This is a genomic window from Flavobacterium araucananum (assembly GCF_002222055.1).
GTDB classification, from domain to species: domain Bacteria; phylum Bacteroidota; class Bacteroidia; order Flavobacteriales; family Flavobacteriaceae; genus Flavobacterium; species Flavobacterium araucananum.
Genome location: NZ_MUGS01000014.1, coordinates 65,097 through 87,470, shown reverse-complemented (window position 1 = coordinate 87,470; position 22,374 = coordinate 65,097). Strand labels below are relative to the sequence as shown.

Below are 22,374 nucleotides of genomic sequence, written 5' to 3'. Positions count from 1 at the left end.
GATTTTAGATTTTAGATTGTTGATTTTTGAGTTCAGATATTTAGATTATAGAATAAAGAAAATAGATTTTCTAAACTCATAATTCATAATTTAAAACTCATAACTCAAAAACCTTTATTTTTTTACTGTAACTTTTATTGGAGCATCATTTTTTAAGGACATAACACCGCTGGTAATCACAGTATCTCCTGCTTTTAATCCTGACAGGATCAAAATAGAAGCATCTGTTCTTGTTGTAGCATTGACCATTACTTCTTTGGCTTTGCCCATATTGGCGATGTAAACTTTTTTGCCATCCTGTACCGGTACGATCGCTTCTGTAGGTACAACTATTGCATCTTTGATAATATTTAGTGGTAATTTTACATCAGCAAATGTTCCCGGAAAAAGCTTTCCGTCGATATTATCAGCGATGGCACGAATTTGCAAAGTACGGGTTGCAACCGCCACTTCTGGTTCGATAGCATATATTTTTGCCGAGTAAACTTTCTCTGATCCGGAAACGGTAAAATCAATAGAAGATCCCGTTTTTATTTGAGAAGCGTATTTTTCGGGAATAGAAAAAGTAATTTTTAATTTTCCGGTGTTTACCAATTTAGCCACTAAAATAGTTGGTGTAATGTAGGTTCCGGGAGATATAGAACGCAAACCAATTTTTCCTGAAAATGGTGCTTTTACAGAGGTTTTGGCAATTTGAGCTTTAATCAATTGACTCTGTGCTTGTGCCGAAGCATGATCTGCATTTGCAACATCAAATTCTTCCTGACTGATTGCCTCTTTTTGTAATAGTAATTTTGCTCTTCTTTGGTTTTCTGCAGCAAGACTTTCTTTAGTCTGAGCTTGTCTTAATTGTGCTTTTAGTTCAATATCATTTACCTTAAAAAGCACCTGACCTTTGTTTACATAAGTTCCTTCATTAAAATAAATACCCTCAACAATACCTGAAACTTCGCTGTGTAGTTCTATTTGTTCATTTGCTTCGATAGATCCTGAAAGGGATAAATTATTATCGAATGTTGCTGTTTTAACTACAATACCGGTAACTGCTGTTGGGGTGTCTTTGTCTCCAAATTTTTTAGAATCTTCGTTTTTCTTTTTGTTAGAAACTATTCTGTAGGTTATAAATCCTCCTATACAAATAATAAGTAAGGCGTAAATAAGGTTTTTTACTTTCATAAAATTGAGGTAAATGTTTTTTTTGGTATGAGTTTTTAGTAAGCTTACAAATTTAACTTTTTGAAACGAAAACAAAAGGCGTTAGGTTTTATTTAACACTTGCGTAATATTAATTTTAAACGTCTTTTAACAGCAATTGATGCAAACTTTTTGTAGTTGGACTTACCTGGCGTAAAAAGGTTTAAAAATGATTTTGATTTTTTTTATAGCAGACCACTATTTACATTTTAAAATTATAATTAGTGTCCTTAAAACGTGAATCTTATATGTTTTTGCCTACGTAGTTTTACGCTAAAGATTTATTTTATTCAGGTAATTTCGTACTTAAAATAAAATTTTGCTTTTTGTCTGATTTTTTTTGCATTTTATCGATTTTATTTGTAAACTTGATATGCTTAAACAAAATGATAGTTTTTTTGTGAGAATAGTAATGTTTTTGGAGGTTAAGCGTAAATATGTGTAGGTTTTTTATTTGCTTTTAAGTTAAAGTTATTCTGTATTAAAATAAAATATTTAACAGTTGTTTAAACAATTTTAGATTTTAACCCAAAAACTGTCTTTTATGCTAAAAAAATTACTTGTTGGCCTATGGATGTTATTATTGTGTGGTGCTATAGCTGTTTTATTCTGGCAAAACGAATATAAATACAGTTTACCAACACCAATTCCTAACGGGTATCATGCGATAGCCATGGGAAGTAAAATTGATTTAAAATGCTGCACTACAGACAGCAGACCTGTTTTTATTCACTTTTTTAATCCTGATTGTCCGTGTTCCCGCTTTAACATTCCTCATGTTAGCGGACTCATTAAAAAGTATGGTGACAGGATTAATTTTAAAATTGTAGTGCTCAACAAAGAGAAGAATTTTACAATCGAAGAGATTCAAAATAAATTTAATGCCAAAATCCCTGTTTATTTTGATCAGGCAATTGCCAAAAATTGTGGGGTTTTCTCAACGCCTCAGGCAGTTCTTATAGACGGTTCTCAAAATTTGTATTATCGCGGAAATTATAATAAAACAAGATATTGTACCAATGCAGATAGCAATTATGCGCAAATGGCAATTGATTCTTTGCTTAAACAAACCAAAACCCCGGCATTTGATGCTTTAGCTCTTAGAGCTTATGGATGTTCGTTGCCAAAATGTACTAAATAAATCTATTTCTTAACCTAATCAATGAATTTATGAAAACAAAAGCCAGTTTGAATGAACACGATTATCTGCATAATTTTGTGTCTACAATGACACAAAAATCAGATACAATTATTAATTACGTTCTTGTCGCTTATTTCCTTCTGGGGATTGCACTAGCGTTTAAGTATGATACATTTGAAATTGCTGCAGGAGTAGGAACTCTCAATCTTTTACTGTATTATTCGGCAAAATTCTTTTTCAAAAAATCAAATTTTTACCAATATGTTCTTTCGGTAATTCTGGCTGTATTTATGGCGCAGTACATTTACCAGATGCACGGTTTATTCGAAATGCATTTTACCGTTTTTATTGCCAGTACCATTTTAATTATATATCAAAACTGGAAACTTCAAATTCCGCTTACTATTTTAGTGGTCATACATCACGCAGCTTTGGCATATATGCAAAACTTTGTTTATACGGATCCAAAAGGATTGCAATTGTATTTTTCGCAGGTAAATTTTGATTTACAAACACTTCTTATTCACGTTGTTTTGGCAGCAGTAGTTTTTATAATGAATGGTTATTGGGCATACTACTTCAAAAAACACAGTCAGAATCACATTTCGAAAATTTCTGATGAATATGAATTGGAAAATATAAAATTAGCATCGGCAAAATACAACTCAATGTCGGCTACAAAAGATTACAATGATTTTATTCACAGAACAACACTGGATTTAAAATTACCTGTAAACTCTGTCCTAAAACTTATCGATGTATCAAAAGGACATACCGATAATGATAAACTGTTAAGCTATCTCGAAATGATGCGCGAAAGTGCAAAAAAAATTGACGATTTGGTAAATGACATTCACGTCAAGTCAACAAATACCAGAGGACAAGGCTAATTAAAACAATAAAAAAACTTAATCAAAATACTTTACAGGCCTCATTTTATATGCAAAATAAACTTGCATGTTAATTTAAAATACAAAATTTATGGATACCAGAATTAATCGCCCCACTCCATCAGATAGAGAAGTTGATTGGAATAAAACTAAAGTATTATTAAGTAAAACAGACACAAAGGGAACAATTTTATACGCAAACGAAGCTTTTATTGACGTTTCTGGTTATGATGAGCATGAGCTTATCGGGCAACCTCATAACGTAGTACGCCATCCTGATATGCCAAAAGTAATTTTTAAATTCTTGTGGGATAGTATTAAATCAAGCGAAAACATTCATGTCGTTATAAAAAACATGTCTAAAACAGGAAGATATTATTGGGTAGTTACCGATTTTAAAATTATTGCTGATGGCGATGGCGAAATTGCCGGTTATTTTGGTACAAGAAAAGCTGTTCCCGAAGAAATTATAGTAAAATTTATCGAGCCATTATATAAAAAACTGCTTCATATCGAAGAAGTAAGTGGCCTTGGAGCTTCAGAGGATTATTTAATAGGTTTTCTGGAAGAACGAAAGAAGACTTATATGGAATATATTGATCATCTTATTGCTACAGGAAAAGACGATAAAAATAAAATAAGCAAAGGACTTTTTAGTGGTTTGTTTGACAAGAAAACGCCACCCAAAAAATAAGGAACATCAAAATATATGCTTCATTGTATAAACTGAAAATTCAAACTAAAAATTTGTCCCCCAACGAATCTAAATCACCTTAGAAAAGGAATTGAATCTTTAGATTATTGCAGTGAAGTATATTTTTTTTATAAGGCTCAAAGTTGCAGAGGTTCAGAGTTGCAAAGGTTCAAAGGGACAAAGGTTCAAAGGGACAAAGGCGCAGAGCTGAAAGGTTTAGAGTTGCAGAGGTTCAGAGTTGCAGAGGTTTTTTAGAGGCGTATGGTAGCGTCTTTTTTTTTGTTCATAGATTTACGCCAGTATTGGCAAGATTCTGAGCTTTTGTTACTCCAGGAAAAAAAACTTTGTCCCTTTGCAACTCAGAACCTTTGAACCTTAACTAATATAATTCCAGATATTTTTTTTCTTTGTCATTTCGATAAAAACAGCTTTTAGTATGGCGTGTTCCGGTTTTTGTAAGGGGCCGTCTTCTTTTAGGACTTTCATGGCATAGTTTCGGGCAAGGCTCAAAATATCGCGGTCACGAACAATATCAGCAATCTGAAGGTTTAAAACACCGCTTTGTTGTGTTCCCATAAGATCTCCGGGACCACGAAGTTTAAGATCTACTTCGGCAATTTCGAAACCATCATTAGTCTTAACCATAGTTTCCATTCTGGTTTTACTGTCGGAACTTAACTTATGGCTTGTCATTAAAATACAATAACTCTGCTCAGCACCACGACCAACACGACCACGCAATTGGTGCAATTGTGATAATCCAAAGCGCTCTGCACTTTCTATAATCATTACGCTCGCATTGGGCACATTTACGCCAACTTCAATTACGGTTGTAGCTACCATGATATTGGTTTTACCTTCAGAAAAACGTTTCATTTCGGCATCTTTATCTGCTGGTTTCATTTTCCCGTGCAAAATAGAAATCGAATATTGCGGTAACGGAAAATCACGCGAAATACTTTCGTAACCGTCCATTAAATCCTTGAAATCCATTTTTTCAGATTCCTGAATTAATGGATATACAATATAAATTTGTCTGCCCAGAGCGATTTCGTCTCTTAAAAACTTCCAGACTTTCAGGCGATTACTATCAAATCGATGTACGGTTTGAATGGGTTTTCTGCCCGGAGGCAACTCATCAATTACAGAGATATCCAGATCTCCGTACAAACTCATTGCTAATGTTCGGGGAATAGGAGTGGCGGTCATTACTAAAACGTGGGGCGGAATCTCGTTTTTTTTCCACAATTTAGATCTTTGCTCTACCCCAAAACGGTGTTGCTCGTCGATTACTGCCAGTCCTAAATTCTTGAATTTTACCTTATCCTCCAGTAAAGCATGAGTGCCAATGAGGATATGTAAACTGCCGTTTTCCAGTTCTTCGTGTATAATTCTTCGAGTGGCAATTCTGGTAGAACCCGTAAGAATCTTTATATTGATGTTTAGAGTTTGGGCCAATTCAGATAATCCAATAAAGTGCTGATTGGCAAGAATCTCTGTTGGTGCCATCAAACAAGCCTGAAAACCATTATCGATTGCCAAAAGCATGCTTAAAAAAGCGACAATTGTTTTTCCTGAACCCACATCTCCTTGCAGTAAGCGGTTCATTTGGGCATTACTACCCATATCTGAACGAATTTCTTTTACAACTCTTTTTTGTGCATTCGTAAGCTGAAAAGGCAAATGATTTTGATAAAAGTCATTAAAAAATTCTCCCACTTTTGTAAACGGATGTCCTTTTATTTTATGTTTCCTAATCAGATTTTTGGTAATCAATTGCAATTGAATAAAAAACAGCTCTTCAAATTTCAATCTAAATTGTGCTTTTGCCAAAGCATCTGCACTTTTAGGAAAATGAATGTTGAATAAAGCAGCTCTTTTCGAAATTAGTTTTACTTCATCAATTAAATAAGGCGGAAAAGTTTCTGTAAATAAAGCTTGCGTTTCAAGAAACAATTGCTCCATCATTTTATTGATAGTCCGGTTCGAAATCCCTCTGTTTGTCAGAGTTTCGGTCGAAGGATAAACAGGCTGCATCGCGGAGCGAAGACTTTTTTCGTGCTCGGATAATAATTCGATTTCCGGATGTGCCATACTAAACTGACTTCCGTAAAGGGAACATTTGCCAAAAATCACACAAACTTCATTCAGTTTTAAACTCTCGCGAATCCATTTATGGCCCTGAAACCAATTCAGGTCAATTTGTCCCGTATCGTCTACAAAAGTAGCAACTAAACGCTTTTTATTTTTTGCAAATTCTACCGTTTTTATGTTGATTATTTTTCCAATAATCTGCACTTCGGCACTTGTATTCTGAAGTTCGTTGATCTTATAATAACGTGTTCTGTCAATATATCTGTTCGGAAAAAAATTAACTAAATCCCGGTATTTGTGAATACCCAATTCCTTACGAAGCAACTGACCACGACTGGGACCAACGCCTTTTAAGTATTCGATCGGGGTTTCAAGGAGATTATTAGACATTTTTAAGCAGATTATTAGATTTTTTGATTAGAGATTTATTAGGTGAAAGAGCATGGAAAATAGAAGAAAGAACAAAGAGAATAGAACAAAGAAAATAGAACAAAGAGTATAGAAGAAAGAAAATAGAAGAAAGAACATAGAAGAAAGAATAAAGAAGAAAGAATAAAGAAAATAGAAGAAAGAGTTCGATCTATAATATATGCTCTTTACTCTATAATCTTTACTCTATAATCTTTACTCTATATTCTATACTCTTTACTCTTTGTTCTATACTCTATTTTCTTTCTTCTATACTCTATTCTCTTTTCCTCTTCACTCTTTCCTCTTTCTCAAGCGAAGATAGATTTTAATTGGGAATTTTAAAAGTGTTATCTGTTTTCAAAAACAATTCTATAAAAGGATAATGATGCCTGGAGTAGTTTTATTTGCATAGGGGAAGCACTATTTTATTAAGAAGTAAAAATTATAAATTAAATTTTTATGTTATTTATTTGTAATTTGAAGCAACCATTTAACAAAAGAACAATCTATTAAGTACAACCAATCCTAAAAACCACTATAAAATGGAAAAAATCGGAATTATCTTTATGCTATTCTTAAGTGTTATTTCTTGCTCAAGCGACAATTCTCATGCAACTATAATTTCAGATTACAACGGAAAATGGCAATTAGTTAAGATGTCAGGTTCTTTTATTAACTCTGAAACAACAGGATCTGCGATGGAATGGCAGGAATCGTATGTTTTTAATACAGATGGTACATTTGTAAAAACAAGAGTTGCTGATAGTAAAACAGTAACTGCAAGTGGAACATTTAAAATTACAAAGGCTGATGACAGAACTCAGTTTGAGTTAACTTACAAAGAAAACAGCCCGATTATTGGTAGCTGTTTGGGAAATCCGAGTGAAAGTCTTTTTATTAACGAAGACAGTTTGCTGGTAAGCTCTTGGCAAGCATGTGATGGTCCGGGCCTGCAATATAAAAAAATGAAATAAAAAGCTGTAAGTTTGCACAGATATAAAAGAGTATTTAATTTTAAACCATTAGATACTCTTTATTTTTTATTTTAAACTTTAAAAATGACAACACATTTAGCACTTTTAAGAGGAATCAACGTTTCTGGTCACAATATGATGAAAATGGAAGCTTTGAAAACGATGTTAGAAAATATTGGTTTTCAAAACGTCCGAACCTATTTGCAATCCGGAAATGTTTTTGTTGATACAGAGGAAGAAAGTGCTTCGAAAGTTGCTTTTATGATCAAGCAAGAGATTTTTAAAGTTTTTGGACATGAGGTTCCAACGATTGTTATTACTAAAGAAGATCTGGAATTGTGTTTTAAAAACAGCCCATTTTTAAAAGAAAAAGAGGTTGATACCAAAAAACTTTATGTGGCTTTTGTTTCAGTTGCATTAAAAAGTGAAAATATAAACGACTTAAAAATTAGTCAGTTTAAACCTGATGAAGCAAGTATTGACGGAAACAGAATTTTTATAAAATATGCTGTTGGAGCTGGTAAAACGAGATTTGATCAAAAATATATAGAGAAAAAACTTAGCGTTACAGCAACTATTAGAAACTGGAACACGGTTACCAATTTGTTAGCGATGTATGCTCAATAATTAGACAATTATTAATCCCTCATCCATTTTAGCATAGCAGGAAATGCAGGTTTGCCTTCTTTAATCGCGCGATCTTCACTTAAACAAAGTCCAACCCATTCCAGAAAAGGTAAGCCAATATAACTTTGGGTACTAAAATTAGAAATAAACCAGTCTGATGCATTTTTATATCCATTGGGATGAAATACAAATTCAAGGGGTAATTGCAAATGATTTAATGCAGCAAAAGACCAGAGAATAGTTCCTATTTCTTCGGCTTGTGTTGGCCAGTCTGGAGACATCTCTTTTGTACCAACGACTTTTCGTTGTGCCGCAGTAGTAACAGCCAGATGTCCAGCTTCGTGCAGAATGTCTCCGGGATATAATAACTTATCAAAGTCGATATAAATACAGTTAGGTCCTAAACTCAATCCGGGCAGGAAAGTTCCCTCTAATTCTTTTTCGATTACAGCTATTCCTATTTCGTTCAAAAACGATAAGACTTTTTGTATTTCTAAACTTTCCTTCATGGCAATAGTAATAAGTTTTAAATAAAAATAAGATTTTAAATCGAAATAGTACTTGAAATGAAATCAAAAAGCAAGTTATTTAAAGGCAGGAAGTATGAGTGTTTTTTTTAAGAAAATTGTATCGACATTATGAACCGTTCCTTTTCGGTTTCCGCCGCCAAACGGATTAAACAATTCTATCGTTTTTTTGTCATAACCCTCTTTATAAACGGATTCATTTACCTGTAATGGCGGTGCTTCATAACCCAGAAAGGTTAGTTGGGAATAGCGCAATTCTTTTAATTGAAAATAACCATTTTTATCTGTCAGGCTTTCTCCAACAAGACAGTTTTCAATTGGTTTTCGATTCTCTAAATCATAGATGTACCCAATAATCTGTGGTCTTTTGCATCTGCTCACCAAACAACTCTGGCAAACAAATGCAATTGTAAGGCACAATAATAGAAGGCGTAATTTTTTTAAATAGGATGTTTTCATCTTTTTTCAATTAAATCACAATACCAAAATCCAAAATCAAAAGCGTCGCTATAGTTTGTATCGCAAGCTGTGGTTGTCGTTTGTTCTGTTTTAGGCTTTTCGTACTTTCGATATACCACTTCTCCAATTTCAAAATCAACAGGGTTTGAGAAAATTGGCCCGTCGAAAGTAAAAGTATGAAACTCGCCATTTTCGCCACAAACATCTACATTCTCCGGTAAATCATGAATAAAATCCTGATCCATTATTCGGCCAACAAAACTTTTATCAAGGTACTTTTCGTTTACGCAAACCACAATCGTTTTAAAACCAAGTGTTAGAAAATCCTGAATTAGATCTGATGTTGGAATTTTCCAAAGTGGAAAAATGCCTTCAAAACCTATTTTTGCCAATTGGTTTTCACGATATTTTCGTAAATCTTCCAGAAAAATATCACCAAAAACCGAATGTGTAATTCCTTCTTCCTTTATTTGAGTCAAAGTTTCAAACATTACATTTTCATAAACCTCCATTGTAGGCATTTCGGGGATCTGCATGATCCTTAGTGGCAAACCAATACTTTTTGCCTGTGCTTCAAGTAAAGCTACACGAACACCGTGCATCGAAATTCGCTGAAATTCTTGGTTTACACTTGTCAATAAATATTCGATTTTAAAATCAGGATTTTGTAATGTTTTGTATAAAGCCAAAGCAGAATCTTTTCCGCTGCTCCAGTTAAACAGTGCTTTTTTGGGTGTAGACACGTTGTTAGGTTTTTGTGTGGTAAACATACAAATTTCATTCGATTTGTTGGTGAAACCTTTGTAACTTTGGAATTTGCCTTCAAATTCATTTCAATGAAATATATTCTTCTATTCTTTACCAGTTTTGTTTTTGCACAACAAACCCAATTTGTCGACTTTAAATCGGTTAACGGACAATTAAAATTAAATGCTGCCCAGAAATTGGTTTCAGGAACTGTTGATTATCAATTTGAGGTTTTAAAACCTATTGATACGATTAAAATTGATGCTAAAAACATGGAATTCTCTCATGTTCAGATCGATAATAAAGACGTTATTTTTATCAATACCGGTAAAGAACTCCAAATTCTGAATAATTTTCAGAAAGGAGAAAATCATTTGACTTTTGACTATTCGGTGAAACCTAAACAAGCTTTGTATTTTGTAAATATTGAAAATACCGAAGTTCAAATCTGGACACAAGGACAAGGAAGATACACCAGTAATTGGTTTCCGAGTTTTGATGATGTGAATGAAAAAGTAATCTTTAGTTTAGGAATAACGTATGAAGCAGGATATCAGGTGATATCAAACGGAATTTTGAAAGAAAAGAAAACAGACGCAAATTTAGTGCATTGGCAATATCAAATGGAAAACCCAATGAGTTCTTATTTATTAATGCTTGCGATAGGCAAATATGATAAAAAAGAACTTAAAGCAAAATCTAAGATTCCGCTGGAATATTACTTCGAAAATAAAGATGCAGATCGTTTTGAGCCCACATATCGTTATTCGAAACGTATTTTTGATTTTCTGGAAAAAGAAATAGGTGTAAAGTATCCTTGGGGAATTTACAGAGAAATTCCGGTTCGTGATTTTTTGTATGCCGGTATGGAAAACACAACAACAACACTTTTTGCAACACGCTACGTTGTTGATTCAATAGGTTTTGCAGATCGAAATTATACGAATGTAGATGCACACGAATTAGCACACCATTGGTTTGGGGATTTAATTACGGCAGAAAGTAGTACACATCATTGGCTTCAGGAAGGTTTTGCGACCTATTATGCGGCATTGGCAGAAAGAGAGATTTATGGTGATGATTTCTTTTATGCTAAACTTTATGAAACGGCGCAACAAATAAAATATGCTTCAAGAACAGATACAATTCCGGTTTTGAATGCTAAGGCGAGTTCGTTGACTTTTTATGAAAAAGGGGCGTGGACATTATTTGTTTTGCACGAATCGATTGGCGATAAAGCGTTTAAAAAAGCGGTAAAGAATTATCTAAAAAAGTATGCGTACCAAACCGTAAACACACAAAATTTCTTTGATGAAATAAAAAAAGTATCTGATTTTGATCTGGATAAATTTCAGAAAACGTGGTTAGAATCTACTATTTTTGATACGCCAACAGCAAATGCACTATTAAGTAAAAACAAAGCAATTCAGGTTCGTTTAGAAGTAGATAAACTTAAGAAAACCCCTCTGGCAGAAAAAGAAGAATTCTTTCAAAACACGTTAACATCTGATGTTTATGAAACGGTAAAGGAAGCAATTGTAAACCAATTGGAAACTGAGAAATACGATGCCAAAAAAGCGCTGCTGTTAATCGCTTTACAAACTAATAATGTTCAGGTTCGTCAGGCTGTTGCAGGTTCTTTATCAAAAATACCGGAAGATTTTAGAACTCAATACGAAACTTTATTAGAGGATAAATCATATCAAACGCAAGAAATTGCTTTGTTCTATTTATGGAAAAATTTCCCGGCGCATCGAACAGAATATTTAGAGAAGTCGAAGCACTGGATTGGTTTTAACGATTATAATCTTCACACATTATGGCTTTCGTTAGCCCTTTCGACACCGGATTACAGTGCTGATTCTGAGGTTTTAGTTAAAGAATTAATCTCTTTTTCGTCGACTAAATATGAGGCTACAACGCGACAAAATGCGCTCGAAAAACTAATTGCGTTCAAAATTATTAACGATCAGGTTCTGAGTAATTTAGTCGCTGCAACAACACATCACATGTGGCAATTTTCTAAATACGGGAGGGATACAATCCGATATTTATTAAAAAATTCTGAAATGCGTGCTTCGTTTGAAAGAATTTTGTCTAATTTAAACCCCGATGAACAGTTTCAATTGAATCGTTTGTTGAAAGAGTGAGTATAGAGAATAAGAGTATAGAGAATAAGAGTAAAGAGTAAAGAGTAAAGAGTAAAGAGAATAGAGTAAAGAGTAAAGAGTAAAGAGAATAGAATATAGAAGCAAGATTATAGAGTAAAGAAGCTAGAGTAAAGATTTAAAACGAATTGGAAAAGTCTATGTTCTGGGCTCTAAAATCTTTTATCTCCTTCTAAAAAACCAAACAAAAACAAAACCTACAATATATTTATGAGAGCATTGGTTATTTCTGGCGGAGGAAGTAAAGGCGCATTTGCCGGTGGCGTAGCGCAGTATTTAATAGAAGAAAAAAATCATGAGTATGGTTTGTTTTTGGGCACTTCTACAGGAAGCTTACTTATCCCGCATTTGGCATTGGGTCATATCAAAAAAATCCACTCTGTATACACCAATGTCACCATGAGCAGTATTTTTAATATTTGCCCCTTTGTTGTTAAAAATAAAGATGGCGTAGATATCGTGACGATAAATCACTTTAATGTACTGCGTCAGTTTTTTAAAGGAAAACGAACTTTTGGAGAAAGCAAAGGATTGCAGAAATATATCAGGAATAATTTTTCGCTTTCGGATTTTAATAATTTGAAAAAATTAAAAAATGATGTTGTAATTACGGTAACCAATTTTACTAAAAATGAATCTGAGTATAAATCTGTAAAAGATTGTACGTATGAAGAATTTTGCGACTGGTCCTGGATTTCCAGTAATTATGTTCCTTTTATGAGTTTAGTCGAAAGAAATAATTACGAATATGGCGATGGTGGATTTTCTAGTTTAGTTCCTATACGAGAAGCTATTAATCGTGGTGCGACCGAAATTGATGTTATTATTCTGGAAACCGAAGTAAATATGGATAAAACCGTTATTGGTAAAAATCCATTTTCGCTAATGATCGATTTGTTTAGAATTGCTTTGGATCAGGTTGAAAAACACGATATTGCTATAGGAAAACTTATGGCAAATAATAAAAATGTAAAACTTAACTTATATTACACACCTACAAAACTCACCAATAATGCACTTATCTTTAATAAAGAAGTTATGAAAGAATGGTGGGAGCAAGGATATGAATATGCTCAGAATAAGTCTGAGATTATGAGTGATAACAGGTAATATTAGATCGTTGATTTTAGATTTTAGATTGTTTGAGCAACAAAAACGACTCACTTTAAAAAATCTAAAATCTAAAATCTGAACCCTAAATTAGGCTCTTACCACAATTCTGAAACTTCATTTTTTATATAGCCCAAAGCAGCATTACTAGGGGATTGTTTCTCTAATAAATCATTCAAAATTACTTCACGCAATTTATCCGCACTGTCAACGCGATCGCTCATAGCAGCTTTGCGAATAATTTGAATAGTTGAATTTTTGGCTGTTGTTATAATAGTCCAGCATTCATCAGACATATAAATTTGTTGTGTCAGATTATGCTCAAATTCATGCTCAATCTGGTCAATTAGAAAATTTTCGTAATCGTGTTTTTCGTTTGAGATCGGTGAAATTCTGATCAATAGTTTAGTCAGATTAATGCGCTCCAAAAATAAAGTCATACGCTCATAAGCCTGTAAACGTATTGGTAACGATTCTTTATGCGCCTCTCTGTTCAATAAAAAGTTGCGTTTTTTATCATTGTTTTTTATGTGTAGTTCAAAAAAACTGTAAGCCACACATCCCGTTACGATGGCTGGTAAAGTATAACTGGCTAATTCTATAATTCTATTAAAATCCATTTGGTTTAAATTTTCAACAAAAATATACTTTTTGATGAGAAATCCACTTTAATTTTATTGGAATAAACAAAATGGAACACTTACTTTTACATCTTGCTTTTTTATTTAATAAAACGCCTTTTTAATGGATTCGTATGTTATAGTATTTCTTTGTTTAGCTGCTTTTGCCGCAGGATTTATTGATGCAATTGTTGGCGGAGGCGGATTAATCCAGACGCCAATGGGATTAATATTATTGCCAAATTTACCCGTTTCAACAGTTGTAGGAACGCTAAAATTGCCTGCTTTTACCGGAACTGCTTTTGCAGCTTTTCAATATCTCAAAAAAGTAGTCATTCAATGGAAATTGCTTTTGATTATGATGTTTCTGGCTGTACCATCGGCTTTTTTTGGTTCTACTTTATTAACAATGGTTAGCAATGATTTTATGAAACCCCTTTTGTTGGTTGTTTTATCGTTATTGTTTATTTATACGTATGCAAAGAAAAACTTCGGACAACAGGTAGCCAAAGACCATTCGGCAACAACGCAGATAATTTATGCGGTTGTTATTAGCATAATCGTTGGTTTTTATGACGGATTTATTGGTCCCGGAACCGGAAGTTTTTTTGTAGTTGCTTTTATTGCACTTTTAGGGTTCGATTTTTTGCACGCTTCTGCAAATGCCAAAATGGTAAACCTGGCAACTAATTTTGGTTCTATTTGTTTGTTTATGATCAAAGGGAAAATCATTTGGTCAATCGCAATTCCTATGGCTATCAGTAATGGACTTGGCGGATGGCTTGGAGCCAAATTAGCGATTAATAAAGGAAATGGTTTTATTAGAGTTTTCTTTCTGATTGTTGTAATTGGGACTTTGATTCGATTTGCTTATGATGTGTTTTTCAAATAAAGGTTTTAAGTTTATCTATATAGGGAACAGGTTTATGTTGTAAGTATCAAATTACAAGCTATCTTTGTATCAAATATAGTAACTTAAAATATCATAAAATGATAGAAATAGTAGAAAATTACGAGAATTATATTAATAGTTTACCAGAATTGATTGGTAAGTCTTATTATAAGGCTGAGTTTTTTATGCAAAAATTAGGTTTGAAGCATGCTACATATTATAGAAAACTGAAATCTAAAAACTTTACTCATCAAGAGGTAAAATTAATTACAACTTTATTATTTCCTGAAGAAATATTGATGCAGGAGTTGCAAAAAAGTGAACAAGATATAAAAGCAGGTAGAACTATTAATTTTGAAGATTTTAAACAAAAATTAAAAACTAAGTATAATATCTAGCTCAGTTGGATTTCTATTGTTATCCCAGAATAAAGCAATGTATATTGTTTGCTTTTCAATTGCATAAAATAAATAAACTTTATTAGATATTAAAAATTTACGAAAGCAAGTTTTTTTATACTTAGAACCAATATGATTGTTTTGTACAATCATTTGTATCGTTGCAATAGTTTGGTTTGAGAACTTCGCTGATTTAGAATCGTTATACTTGCTAATAATTTGAAAAAAAGTTTTCTCGGCAGTTTCTGTTAATTCTACATTCATTTGTGAATTTAGTAATTTTTACAAATATACAATATTTTAAGGATTTTTCTTTCAAAAATAAAAACCCAAATACTTATCTCTAGCCCCGATAGAGGCGGTATCCTCGCAGTGAAACGGAGAGATAAAGCCCAAAGCGGGAACTATGTTTGATAAAAAGCCAGATGTTTTGCTTCAAAAAAAAGCTTAGAAACTTATAATCTTAGAAACTTGGTATCTTAGAAAAAGGTAGTAGCTTATTCAATCATTAATTCTTATTTTTGCATAATATGGAGAAAAATTTCATGCAAAAGTACATTGACCAGCTCAATGAAGCGCAACGACAACCCGTTCTGAAAAAAGACGGGCCAATGATTATTATTGCTGGTGCAGGTTCAGGAAAAACACGTGTTTTAACGATTAGAATTGCTTATTTGATGGCGCAAGGTGTTGACGCTTTCAATATTTTGTCCCTTACATTTACGAACAAAGCTGCTCGTGAAATGAAGCACAGGATCTCGGATATTGTGGGTGCATCTGAAGCTAAAAATCTTTGGATGGGAACTTTTCACTCGATTTTTGCTCGTATTCTTCGCGCAGAATCAGATCATTTGGGTTATCCTTCCAATTTTACTATTTATGATTCTCAGGATTCGGCACGATTGATTTCTTCTATTATTAAGGAGATGCAACTGGATCGTGATATTTATAAACCAAAACAAATTTTAGGTCGAATTTCTTCATACAAAAATAGTTTAATCACCGTAAAGGCTTATTTTAATAATCCTGAATTGGTAGAGGCTGATGCTATGGCTAAAAGACCGAGACTAGGAGAAATTTATCAGCAATATGTAGAACGTTGTTTTAAAGCGGGCGCCATGGATTTTGATGATTTATTGTTGAAAACCAATGAATTGTTGACTCGTTTCCCTGAGGTTTTGGCCAAATATCAGAATCGTTTTAGATATATTCTGGTTGATGAGTACCAGGATACCAATCACTCTCAGTATTTGATTGTCAGGGCTTTATCAGATAAATTTCAGAATATATGTGTGGTGGGTGATGATGCACAGAGTATTTATGCTTTTCGTGGTGCAAATATCAATAATATCCTGAATTTCCAGAAGGATTATGAGGGGGTAATAATGTTTCGTCTAGAGCAAAATTACCGTTCAACAAGAAATATTGTTGAAGCGGCAAATACCGTAATGGAACATAATAAAACAAAGCTGGATAAAGTTGTCTGGACTGCGAATGATTTTGGACAAAAGATAAAAGTACACCGTAGTTTGACGGATGCTGAGGAAGGTCGTTTTGTAGCCAGTACAATTTTTGAGCAAAAAATGCAAAATCAATTGCACAACGGATCATTTGCAATTTTGTACCGTACCAATGCACAATCACGTGCAATGGAGGATGCTTTAAGGAAACGTGATATTCCGTATAGAATTTACGGTGGATTATCATTCTACCAGCGTAAAGAAATTAAGGATGTTTTGTGTTATTTACGTCTGGTAATTAATCCAAAAGATGAAGAGGCATTAGTTCGTGTGATCAATTATCCGGCACGTGGTATTGGAGATACAACGGTAGAAAAACTGACTATTGCTGCGAATCATTACAAACGTTCGATTTGGGAAGTAATGGTCAATATTGATAAAATTGATTTGAAATTAAACTCAGGAACTAAAAATAAAATCAATGATTTTGTGACAATGATTCAGAGTTTTCAAGTGATTGATCAAAATCAGGATGCTTTTTATATTACTGATTATGTTACTAAAAAAACGGGTCTTGTTCAGGAGCTTAAAAAAGATGCTACGCCGGAAGGAATGGCAAAAATTCAGAATATCGAAGAGCTTTTAAACGGTTTAAAAGATTTTACTGAAGGACAAATAGAAATTGATGGTGCAAGAGGGGCATTGTCTGAATTTATGGAAGATGTAGCACTTGCGACCGATTTAGATAAAGATACATCTGATGAAGATCGTGTGGCGCTGATGACAATTCACTTAGCAAAAGGACTTGAGTTTCCTCATGTTTTTGTGGTTGGTATGGAAGAAGATTTGTTCCCGAGTGCGATGAGTATGAGTACCAGAAGCGAATTAGAAGAAGAACGTCGTTTATTTTACGTAGCTTTAACTCGTGCAGAGCATCAGGCATATCTAACGTATGCGCAATCTCGTTACCGTTGGGGGAAATTGACAGACAGTGAACCATCCCGATTTATTGAAGAAATTGACGGACAATATTTAGAATATTTAACTCCTGCAGAAACTAATTACAGATACAAATCACCAATTGATGGAGATATTTTTGGAGATATAGATAAATCTAAATTGCGTTTAGCAAAACCGATAGGGTCAACACCACCAAAACACGTTACAGATAATCAGCCTAAACCGGATTTGAGTATTCGTAAACTAAAACCAGTTACAGGAACTAATCCAAATAGTGCTGCACCAAATTTATTTGATAATAAGTTGACAATTGGAAATGTCGTAATGCACGAACGTTTTGGGAAAGGTGAAGTTGTCAATCTGGAAGGTGTTGGAGCTGATAAAAAAGCCGAAATAAAATTTGAAGTTGGAGGTCTTAAAAAGCTTTTACTTCGTTTTGCAAAATTGGATGTGGTAGGGTAGGAAAAGGGTATAAAAGAAAGAATATAGAAGAAAGAGGATAGAAAATGGATTTTTTTGCGAAAGTTAATTTTTTATTACTGGATTTGATTTTCGGCCTTAACAATTTTTAATTCCTTTCAGGAGAATAAGGATTTTCTAGTTTAAAACTAAATCTATTTTCAATTGAGAATTTTGTTATCTATTAAAAAAACATTAAAAGAATTAAAGATCAGTCTTTGTTCTATAATCTAATTTCTTTATTCTAAAAAAATGGCTGAGTTCATAAAAATATATCCCGATAAACCTAATGAAGCAGCAATTGCCAAAGTGGTAAAGGTACTTCAGAACGGAGGTTTGGTAATTTATCCAACTGATACTGTTTATGGTTTAGGTTGTGATATAACAAATTCGCGCGCTTTAGAAAAAATCGCAAAAATAAAAGGTGTTAAACTTGAAAAAGCTAACTTTTCGTTTATTTGTCATGATTTAAGTAATCTGTCAGATTATGTTCGTCAGATTGATACATCGACTTTCAAGATTCTAAAAAGGGCCTTACCTGGTCCTTACACTTTTATTTTGCCGGGAAATAATAATTTGCCAAAAGAGTTTAAAAAGAAAACTACTGTTGGTATTCGTATTCCGGATAATAATATTGCTTTAGAAATTGTTAGAAAATTAGGAAATCCAATAGTTTCAACCTCAATTAGGGATGAAGATGATGTGATTGAGTATACTACAGATCCGGAGCTGATTTTTGAAAAATGGCAAAATATTGTTGATCTCGTTATTGATGGAGGTTATGGAGATAATGTTGGTTCAACAATTATTGACTTATCAGATTATGAGCCGGTTATTATAAGAGAAGGAAAAGGAGATATAGATATCTTGTAAACATGTAACATTGTAGTTTTGTAAAAAAAAACTTAAATGATATAATATTCTAAAATAAATAACTAACTTTAGATTAGTTAAAATTTAGTTAGTTATTTTAAAATAATGCTATTCTTGATTTATATTTAATTGGTTATTAAAGAAGTTAAGAATACATAAAAGCAGGTCAATTGACCTGCTTTTTCTGTATAATAAAGTATTTAAAACCTTAAATTATTTTTGTTGTTTTTTCATTTCTTTTTCAATCATATCATAGAATTGATCGATTTTAGGCATAACAACAATACGAGTTCTTCTGTTACGAGCTTTATTCTCAGGAGTATCATTTGCTACTAAAGGCACGTATGAACTTCTACCAGCTGCGATTAATTTTGCCGGGTTAACACCAAGATCGTTTGTTAATACACGTACAATAGAAGTAGAACGTTTAACACTTAAATCCCAGTTGTCTAACAAAACTCCGTTGCTTTTGTAAGGAACATTATCTGTGTGACCTTCAACCATACATTCGAAATCTGGTTTGTCGTTTACTACTTTTGCAACTTTAGCCAAAACACCTTTTGCTGCATCAGTTACATCATAACTACCGCTTTTAAATAATAATTTGTCTGCAATAGAGATAAATACAACTCCTTTTTCTACGTTGATTTCGATATCCGGATCATTAATTCCAACAGCTCCTTTTAAACTTGTAACTAAAGCCAATGTAACACTGTCTTTTTTAGTTAAAGCATCTTGAAGTCTTGATATTTTTAAATCTTTTTCTTTTAAACTTTCTAAAGATTTCTCAAGATTTTCAGCTCCTTTAGTTGTTAGTACAGTTAAATCTTTTGAACTGCTTATTAAGTCTTGATTATGTTGTTTGTAGCTTTCTGCTGTAGCTGCTAATCCTGCTTTTTCTTCTAAACAAGCATTCAGTTTTACAGTGCAAGAGTTTAATAAATCTTGTGTTTCTTTGTTCTTAGCTTCTAATGCTGCGTATTGCTTTTTCGATACACACGAAGTTAAGGCCATTAATACTGTTAGTGCGATAACTATTTTTTTCATAGGTATTATATTTAATTAAACGTTGATTACAAATTTAGTTCTTAATATTTTGATTACTGTTAAAGATTTCCTTAAAAATGACCAATTTCTTGATGTAATACAAGTAAACGACACTTTTTACAGTATAGTATTTTTGTATTTGAAAATCTTTACGTTCTCTCAGATATTTTAAAGATATGCAATAAAATGAAAAATGTGCCTTTAAAATAGCAAATGTATGTTTGAATTTCCCCTGGGTTAAAAAACGAATCCCGGCGATACCATCTAAAACCATCCGGAAGAAAATTGTAAAAAATAAACCTTTTTTGGGTAAATTTTTGACAAGCATTAATAATGAATTTCTAAAATTCAAATAGGTTTTTTTTGGATTTCCCTGTTGCAAAGTAGCTCCTCCAACATGATAAACAGTTGATCCTGAGTTGTATTTAATAATATGCCCTTCGTTTGCAGCACGCCAGCATAAATCTATTTCTTCCTGATGCGCAAAAAAGGTTTCATCAAAGCCGCCTAATTCATGGTACACTTCACTTCTAATAAAAAAACAAGCTCCTGAAGCCCAGAATAATTCACAATTATCATCGTATTGTCCGTTATCTTTTTCGATAGTATCAAAAACACGTCCACGACAAAATGGGAAACCATATTTATCTATAAATCCACCGGCACCGCCCGCATATTCAAAGTATTCTTTATTTTTAAAATCAAGAATTTTTGGCTGGATAATAGCAGTTTGTTTTTCGTCATCAAAAGTTTTAATAATTGGATCCAACCAATTTTTGGTTACTTCAATATCTGAATTTACTAAAGCATATATTTCAGCATCGACATGTTGTAACGCATCATTATAGCCTTTTGCAAAGCCATGATTATCGCTGTTTTGAATTATCCTGATTGAGGGAAAATTTTGTTTGATAAAATTTACAGAATCGTCTGTTGAAGCATTATCAGCAACGTATATTTGAGTTCCTTCCGAAAACTGAACAACAGATGGTAAAAATTGCTCTAACAATTTTATCCCATTCCAATTTAAAATGACAACTGCAATTTTATCCAAAAGTAATTTTATTTATTTAATATTTTTTATTCGTTATAATCTGGTAAGTTTCTTAAAAACTGATATTTTTCGTTTTCAAAATCCATTTGGCAATAAAAATGATTCAGACCGTTTGTCACATTCAAAAACCGTGCCTGCATTGTCATATTATAACGGGCAATTTGATCAAAAGTTGCTTGCGAAATTTTTACGCTTGGCGCTTTACATTCTACTAATATATGTATAGAACCATCCGGATTAAAGACAACAACATCGTATCTTTTTCTTAATCCGTTGACTGTTAAAACTTTCTCGACGTTGATCAATGATTTAGGGTATTTTTTCTCTTCCATCAGATAATGAACGACATGCTGGCGAACCCATTCCTCTGGAGTGAGGATGATAAATTTTTTCCTGATTTCATCAAAAATAGACACTTTATTTTCGCTATTTTTGAATCGGAAAGTATAAGAAGGAAAATTTAATTGCTGCATGCGGCAAATATAATTTGAAAATTAGTCAATATGAAAATTAGATAATTATTTTTTTAAACTCCTTACTGGTACTGAACACTGAAAACTAAAATAAATGGACGAAGTTGTAAAAATTGTTAATGATATAAAAGCGGGAAATATAAAACCTATTTATTTTTTAATGGGTGAGGAACCTTATTACATAGATAAATTATCAGAATATATTGAGCAGAATGTGCTTTCGGAAGAAGAAAAAGGATTTAATCAAACGGTACTATATGGTAGAGATGTTTCTGTAGAAGATATAGTTTCAACTGCCAAACGTTATCCTATGATGTCTGACCGTCAAGTTGTTATTGTAAAAGAAGCACAGGATTTATCCAGAACAATTGATAAACTGGAATCGTATGTAAATAATCCTATGGAATCGACTGTTTTGGTTTTTTGCTACAAGTACAAAACACTTGATAAACGTAAAAAGGTTACTAAACTATTGGCTCAAAAAGGAATTGTTTACGAAAGTAAAAAGTTATATGAAAATCAGGTTGGCGATTGGATAAAACGTGTCCTTGCAGGGAAAAAATACACAATTGATCCAAAGGCAAATGCCATGCTGGTAGAGTTTCTGGGTACCGATTTGAGTAAAATTAATAATGAACTTGAAAAACTACAGATTATTTTGCCACAAGGTACTGTTATTACACCACAACATATCGAGGAAAATATTGGTTTTAGTAAAGATTATAATGTTTTTGAACTTAGAAAAGCAATTGGCGAACGCAATCAGCTTAAAGCCTATAAGATAGCAGAAAATTTTGCCCATAATCCTAAAGAATATCCATTGGTAATGACAACCGGATTGGTATTTGGATTTTTTATTCAGCTATTAAAATATCACGGACTTAAGGATAAAAATCCTAAAAATGTAGCTGCAGCAATTGGAGTAAATCCTTATTTTTTGAAAGAATATGATTTGGCGATTAAGAATTATCCAATGCGAAAAGTAAGCCAGATCGTAGGAGCTTTGCGCGATGTCGATCTAAAAAGTAAAGGTGTAGGAGCCAATGCTTTACCGCAGTCAGATTTATTAAAAGAAATGCTGTACAAAATATTTAATTAAGCC

General features: G+C 32.9%; 22 protein-coding genes. 12 read left to right on the top strand and 10 right to left on the bottom strand.

All coding sequences use genetic code 11. From position 1 onward, the window contains the following. Positions 1-114 precede the first annotated feature (114 nt). The gene (locus B0A64_RS08990) at positions 115-1,176 is read right to left on the bottom strand and encodes an efflux RND transporter periplasmic adaptor subunit (protein ID WP_089479371.1); all 1,062 of its coding nucleotides are present in this window, start codon (positions 1,174-1,176) and stop codon (positions 115-117) included. Between the two features lie 562 nt (positions 1,177-1,738). Between B0A64_RS08990 and B0A64_RS08985 the strand changes: the two genes are divergently transcribed. The 3 genes from B0A64_RS08985 (at position 1,739) to B0A64_RS08975 (ending at position 3,919) form a co-directional block, all read left to right on the top strand. Further along, entirely contained in the window at positions 1,739-2,335 is a 597-nt protein-coding gene (locus B0A64_RS08985; RefSeq protein WP_089479174.1) for a peroxiredoxin family protein, read from the top strand. A gap of 29 nt (positions 2,336-2,364) precedes the next feature. After that, the gene (locus B0A64_RS08980; RefSeq protein WP_089479173.1) at positions 2,365-3,225 is read left to right on the top strand and encodes a histidine kinase; all 861 of its coding nucleotides are present in this window, start codon (positions 2,365-2,367) and stop codon (positions 3,223-3,225) included. A gap of 91 nt (positions 3,226-3,316) precedes the next feature. Continuing rightward, complete coding sequence (locus tag B0A64_RS08975) at positions 3,317-3,919, top strand: PAS domain-containing protein (protein ID WP_089479172.1); 603 nt, start codon at positions 3,317-3,319, stop codon at positions 3,917-3,919. A gap of 375 nt (positions 3,920-4,294) precedes the next feature. Here the strand turns inward: B0A64_RS08975 and recG are convergent, their stop codons facing one another. Continuing rightward, complete coding sequence (gene recG / locus B0A64_RS08970) at positions 4,295-6,403, bottom strand: ATP-dependent DNA helicase RecG (protein WP_089479171.1); 2,109 nt, start codon at positions 6,401-6,403, stop codon at positions 4,295-4,297. Positions 6,404-6,966: 563 nt separating this feature from the next. Between recG and B0A64_RS08965 the strand changes: the two genes are divergently transcribed. Both B0A64_RS08965 and B0A64_RS08960 read left to right on the top strand, forming a co-directional pair. Further along, positions 6,967-7,398 carry a hypothetical protein gene (locus B0A64_RS08965; RefSeq protein WP_089479170.1) on the top strand — a complete coding sequence of 144 codons (432 nt, stop codon included), beginning with the start codon at positions 6,967-6,969 and terminating at the stop codon, positions 7,396-7,398. Between the two features lie 84 nt (positions 7,399-7,482). Further along, the gene (locus B0A64_RS08960; RefSeq protein WP_089479169.1) at positions 7,483-8,025 is read left to right on the top strand and encodes a DUF1697 domain-containing protein; all 543 of its coding nucleotides are present in this window, start codon (positions 7,483-7,485) and stop codon (positions 8,023-8,025) included. 11 nt (positions 8,026-8,036) lie between these two features. On the opposite strand, the gene B0A64_RS08955 is transcribed toward B0A64_RS08960, so the two are convergent. The 3 genes from B0A64_RS08955 to B0A64_RS08945 form a co-directional block, all read right to left on the bottom strand. Then, on the bottom strand, positions 8,037-8,534 hold the full coding sequence (locus tag B0A64_RS08955) for a hypothetical protein (RefSeq protein ID WP_317044995.1): 498 nt from the start codon (positions 8,532-8,534) through the stop codon (positions 8,037-8,039). A 75-nt stretch (positions 8,535-8,609) separates the two neighbouring features. After that, positions 8,610-9,011, bottom strand: coding sequence for a hypothetical protein (locus B0A64_RS08950; RefSeq protein WP_089479167.1), 402 nt, complete (start codon positions 9,009-9,011; stop codon positions 8,610-8,612). Then, on the bottom strand, positions 9,008-9,781 hold the full coding sequence (locus B0A64_RS08945; protein WP_089479166.1) for a Dph6-related ATP pyrophosphatase: 774 nt from the start codon (positions 9,779-9,781) through the stop codon (positions 9,008-9,010). The genes B0A64_RS08950 and B0A64_RS08945 overlap by 4 nt, the downstream gene beginning before the upstream one ends. Before the next feature lie 66 nt (positions 9,782-9,847). Here B0A64_RS08945 and B0A64_RS08940 point away from each other — a divergent pair, with 66 nt between their 5' ends. Then, positions 9,848-11,908, top strand: coding sequence for a M1 family metallopeptidase (locus tag B0A64_RS08940; RefSeq protein ID WP_089479165.1), 2,061 nt, complete (start codon positions 9,848-9,850; stop codon positions 11,906-11,908). 228 nt (positions 11,909-12,136) lie between these two features. Beyond that, positions 12,137-13,036 (top strand): patatin-like phospholipase family protein, encoded by a 900-nt coding sequence (locus B0A64_RS08935; RefSeq protein ID WP_089479164.1) that lies wholly within the window; start codon positions 12,137-12,139, stop codon positions 13,034-13,036. 98 nt (positions 13,037-13,134) lie between these two features. Here B0A64_RS08935 and B0A64_RS08930 read toward each other — a convergent pair whose 3' ends face one another. After that, a complete protein-coding gene (locus B0A64_RS08930) occupies positions 13,135-13,656 on the bottom strand; it encodes a DUF7935 family protein (protein ID WP_089479163.1) in 522 nt (173 codons plus the stop codon). Positions 13,657-13,780: 124 nt separating this feature from the next. Here B0A64_RS08930 and B0A64_RS08925 point away from each other — a divergent pair, with 124 nt between their 5' ends. Together B0A64_RS08925 and B0A64_RS08920 are read left to right on the top strand one after the other, a co-directional pair. After that, positions 13,781-14,548, top strand: coding sequence for a sulfite exporter TauE/SafE family protein (locus B0A64_RS08925; protein WP_089479162.1), 768 nt, complete (start codon positions 13,781-13,783; stop codon positions 14,546-14,548). Between the two features lie 98 nt (positions 14,549-14,646). Further along, positions 14,647-14,946, top strand: a complete 300-nt coding sequence (locus B0A64_RS08920) for a hypothetical protein (RefSeq protein ID WP_089479161.1) — start codon at positions 14,647-14,649, stop codon at positions 14,944-14,946. On the opposite strand, the gene B0A64_RS08915 is transcribed toward B0A64_RS08920, so the two are convergent. Beyond that, on the bottom strand, positions 14,923-15,210 hold the full coding sequence (locus tag B0A64_RS08915; RefSeq protein WP_089479160.1) for a hypothetical protein: 288 nt from the start codon (positions 15,208-15,210) through the stop codon (positions 14,923-14,925). The genes B0A64_RS08920 and B0A64_RS08915 overlap by 24 nt on opposite strands. 281 nt (positions 15,211-15,491) lie before the next feature. Here B0A64_RS08915 and B0A64_RS08910 point away from each other — a divergent pair, with 281 nt between their 5' ends. Next, positions 15,492-17,828, top strand: coding sequence for an ATP-dependent helicase (locus tag B0A64_RS08910; RefSeq protein ID WP_089479370.1), 2,337 nt, complete (start codon positions 15,492-15,494; stop codon positions 17,826-17,828). A 249-nt stretch (positions 17,829-18,077) separates the two neighbouring features. Next, the gene (locus B0A64_RS08905) at positions 18,078-18,698 is read left to right on the top strand and encodes an L-threonylcarbamoyladenylate synthase (protein ID WP_089479159.1); all 621 of its coding nucleotides are present in this window, start codon (positions 18,078-18,080) and stop codon (positions 18,696-18,698) included. A 213-nt stretch (positions 18,699-18,911) separates the two neighbouring features. Here the strand turns inward: B0A64_RS08905 and B0A64_RS08900 are convergent, their stop codons facing one another. The 3 genes from B0A64_RS08900 to B0A64_RS08890 are packed head-to-tail and all read right to left on the bottom strand — an operon-like array spanning position 18,912 to position 21,272. After that, positions 18,912-19,745: an OmpA/MotB family protein gene (locus B0A64_RS08900; protein ID WP_089479158.1), complete on the bottom strand. Its 834-nt coding sequence runs from the start codon at positions 19,743-19,745 to the stop codon at positions 18,912-18,914. Between the two features lie 34 nt (positions 19,746-19,779). After that, entirely contained in the window at positions 19,780-20,799 is a 1,020-nt protein-coding gene (locus tag B0A64_RS08895; RefSeq protein ID WP_089479157.1) for a glycosyltransferase family 2 protein, read from the bottom strand. A 26-nt stretch (positions 20,800-20,825) separates the two neighbouring features. Further along, complete coding sequence (locus B0A64_RS08890) at positions 20,826-21,272, bottom strand: type I restriction enzyme HsdR N-terminal domain-containing protein (protein ID WP_089479156.1); 447 nt, start codon at positions 21,270-21,272, stop codon at positions 20,826-20,828. 94 nt (positions 21,273-21,366) lie between these two features. Between B0A64_RS08890 and holA the strand changes: the two genes are divergently transcribed. Beyond that, on the top strand, positions 21,367-22,371 hold the full coding sequence (holA, locus tag B0A64_RS08885; protein ID WP_089479155.1) for a DNA polymerase III subunit delta: 1,005 nt from the start codon (positions 21,367-21,369) through the stop codon (positions 22,369-22,371). The last annotated feature ends 3 nt before the right edge of the window (positions 22,372-22,374 follow it).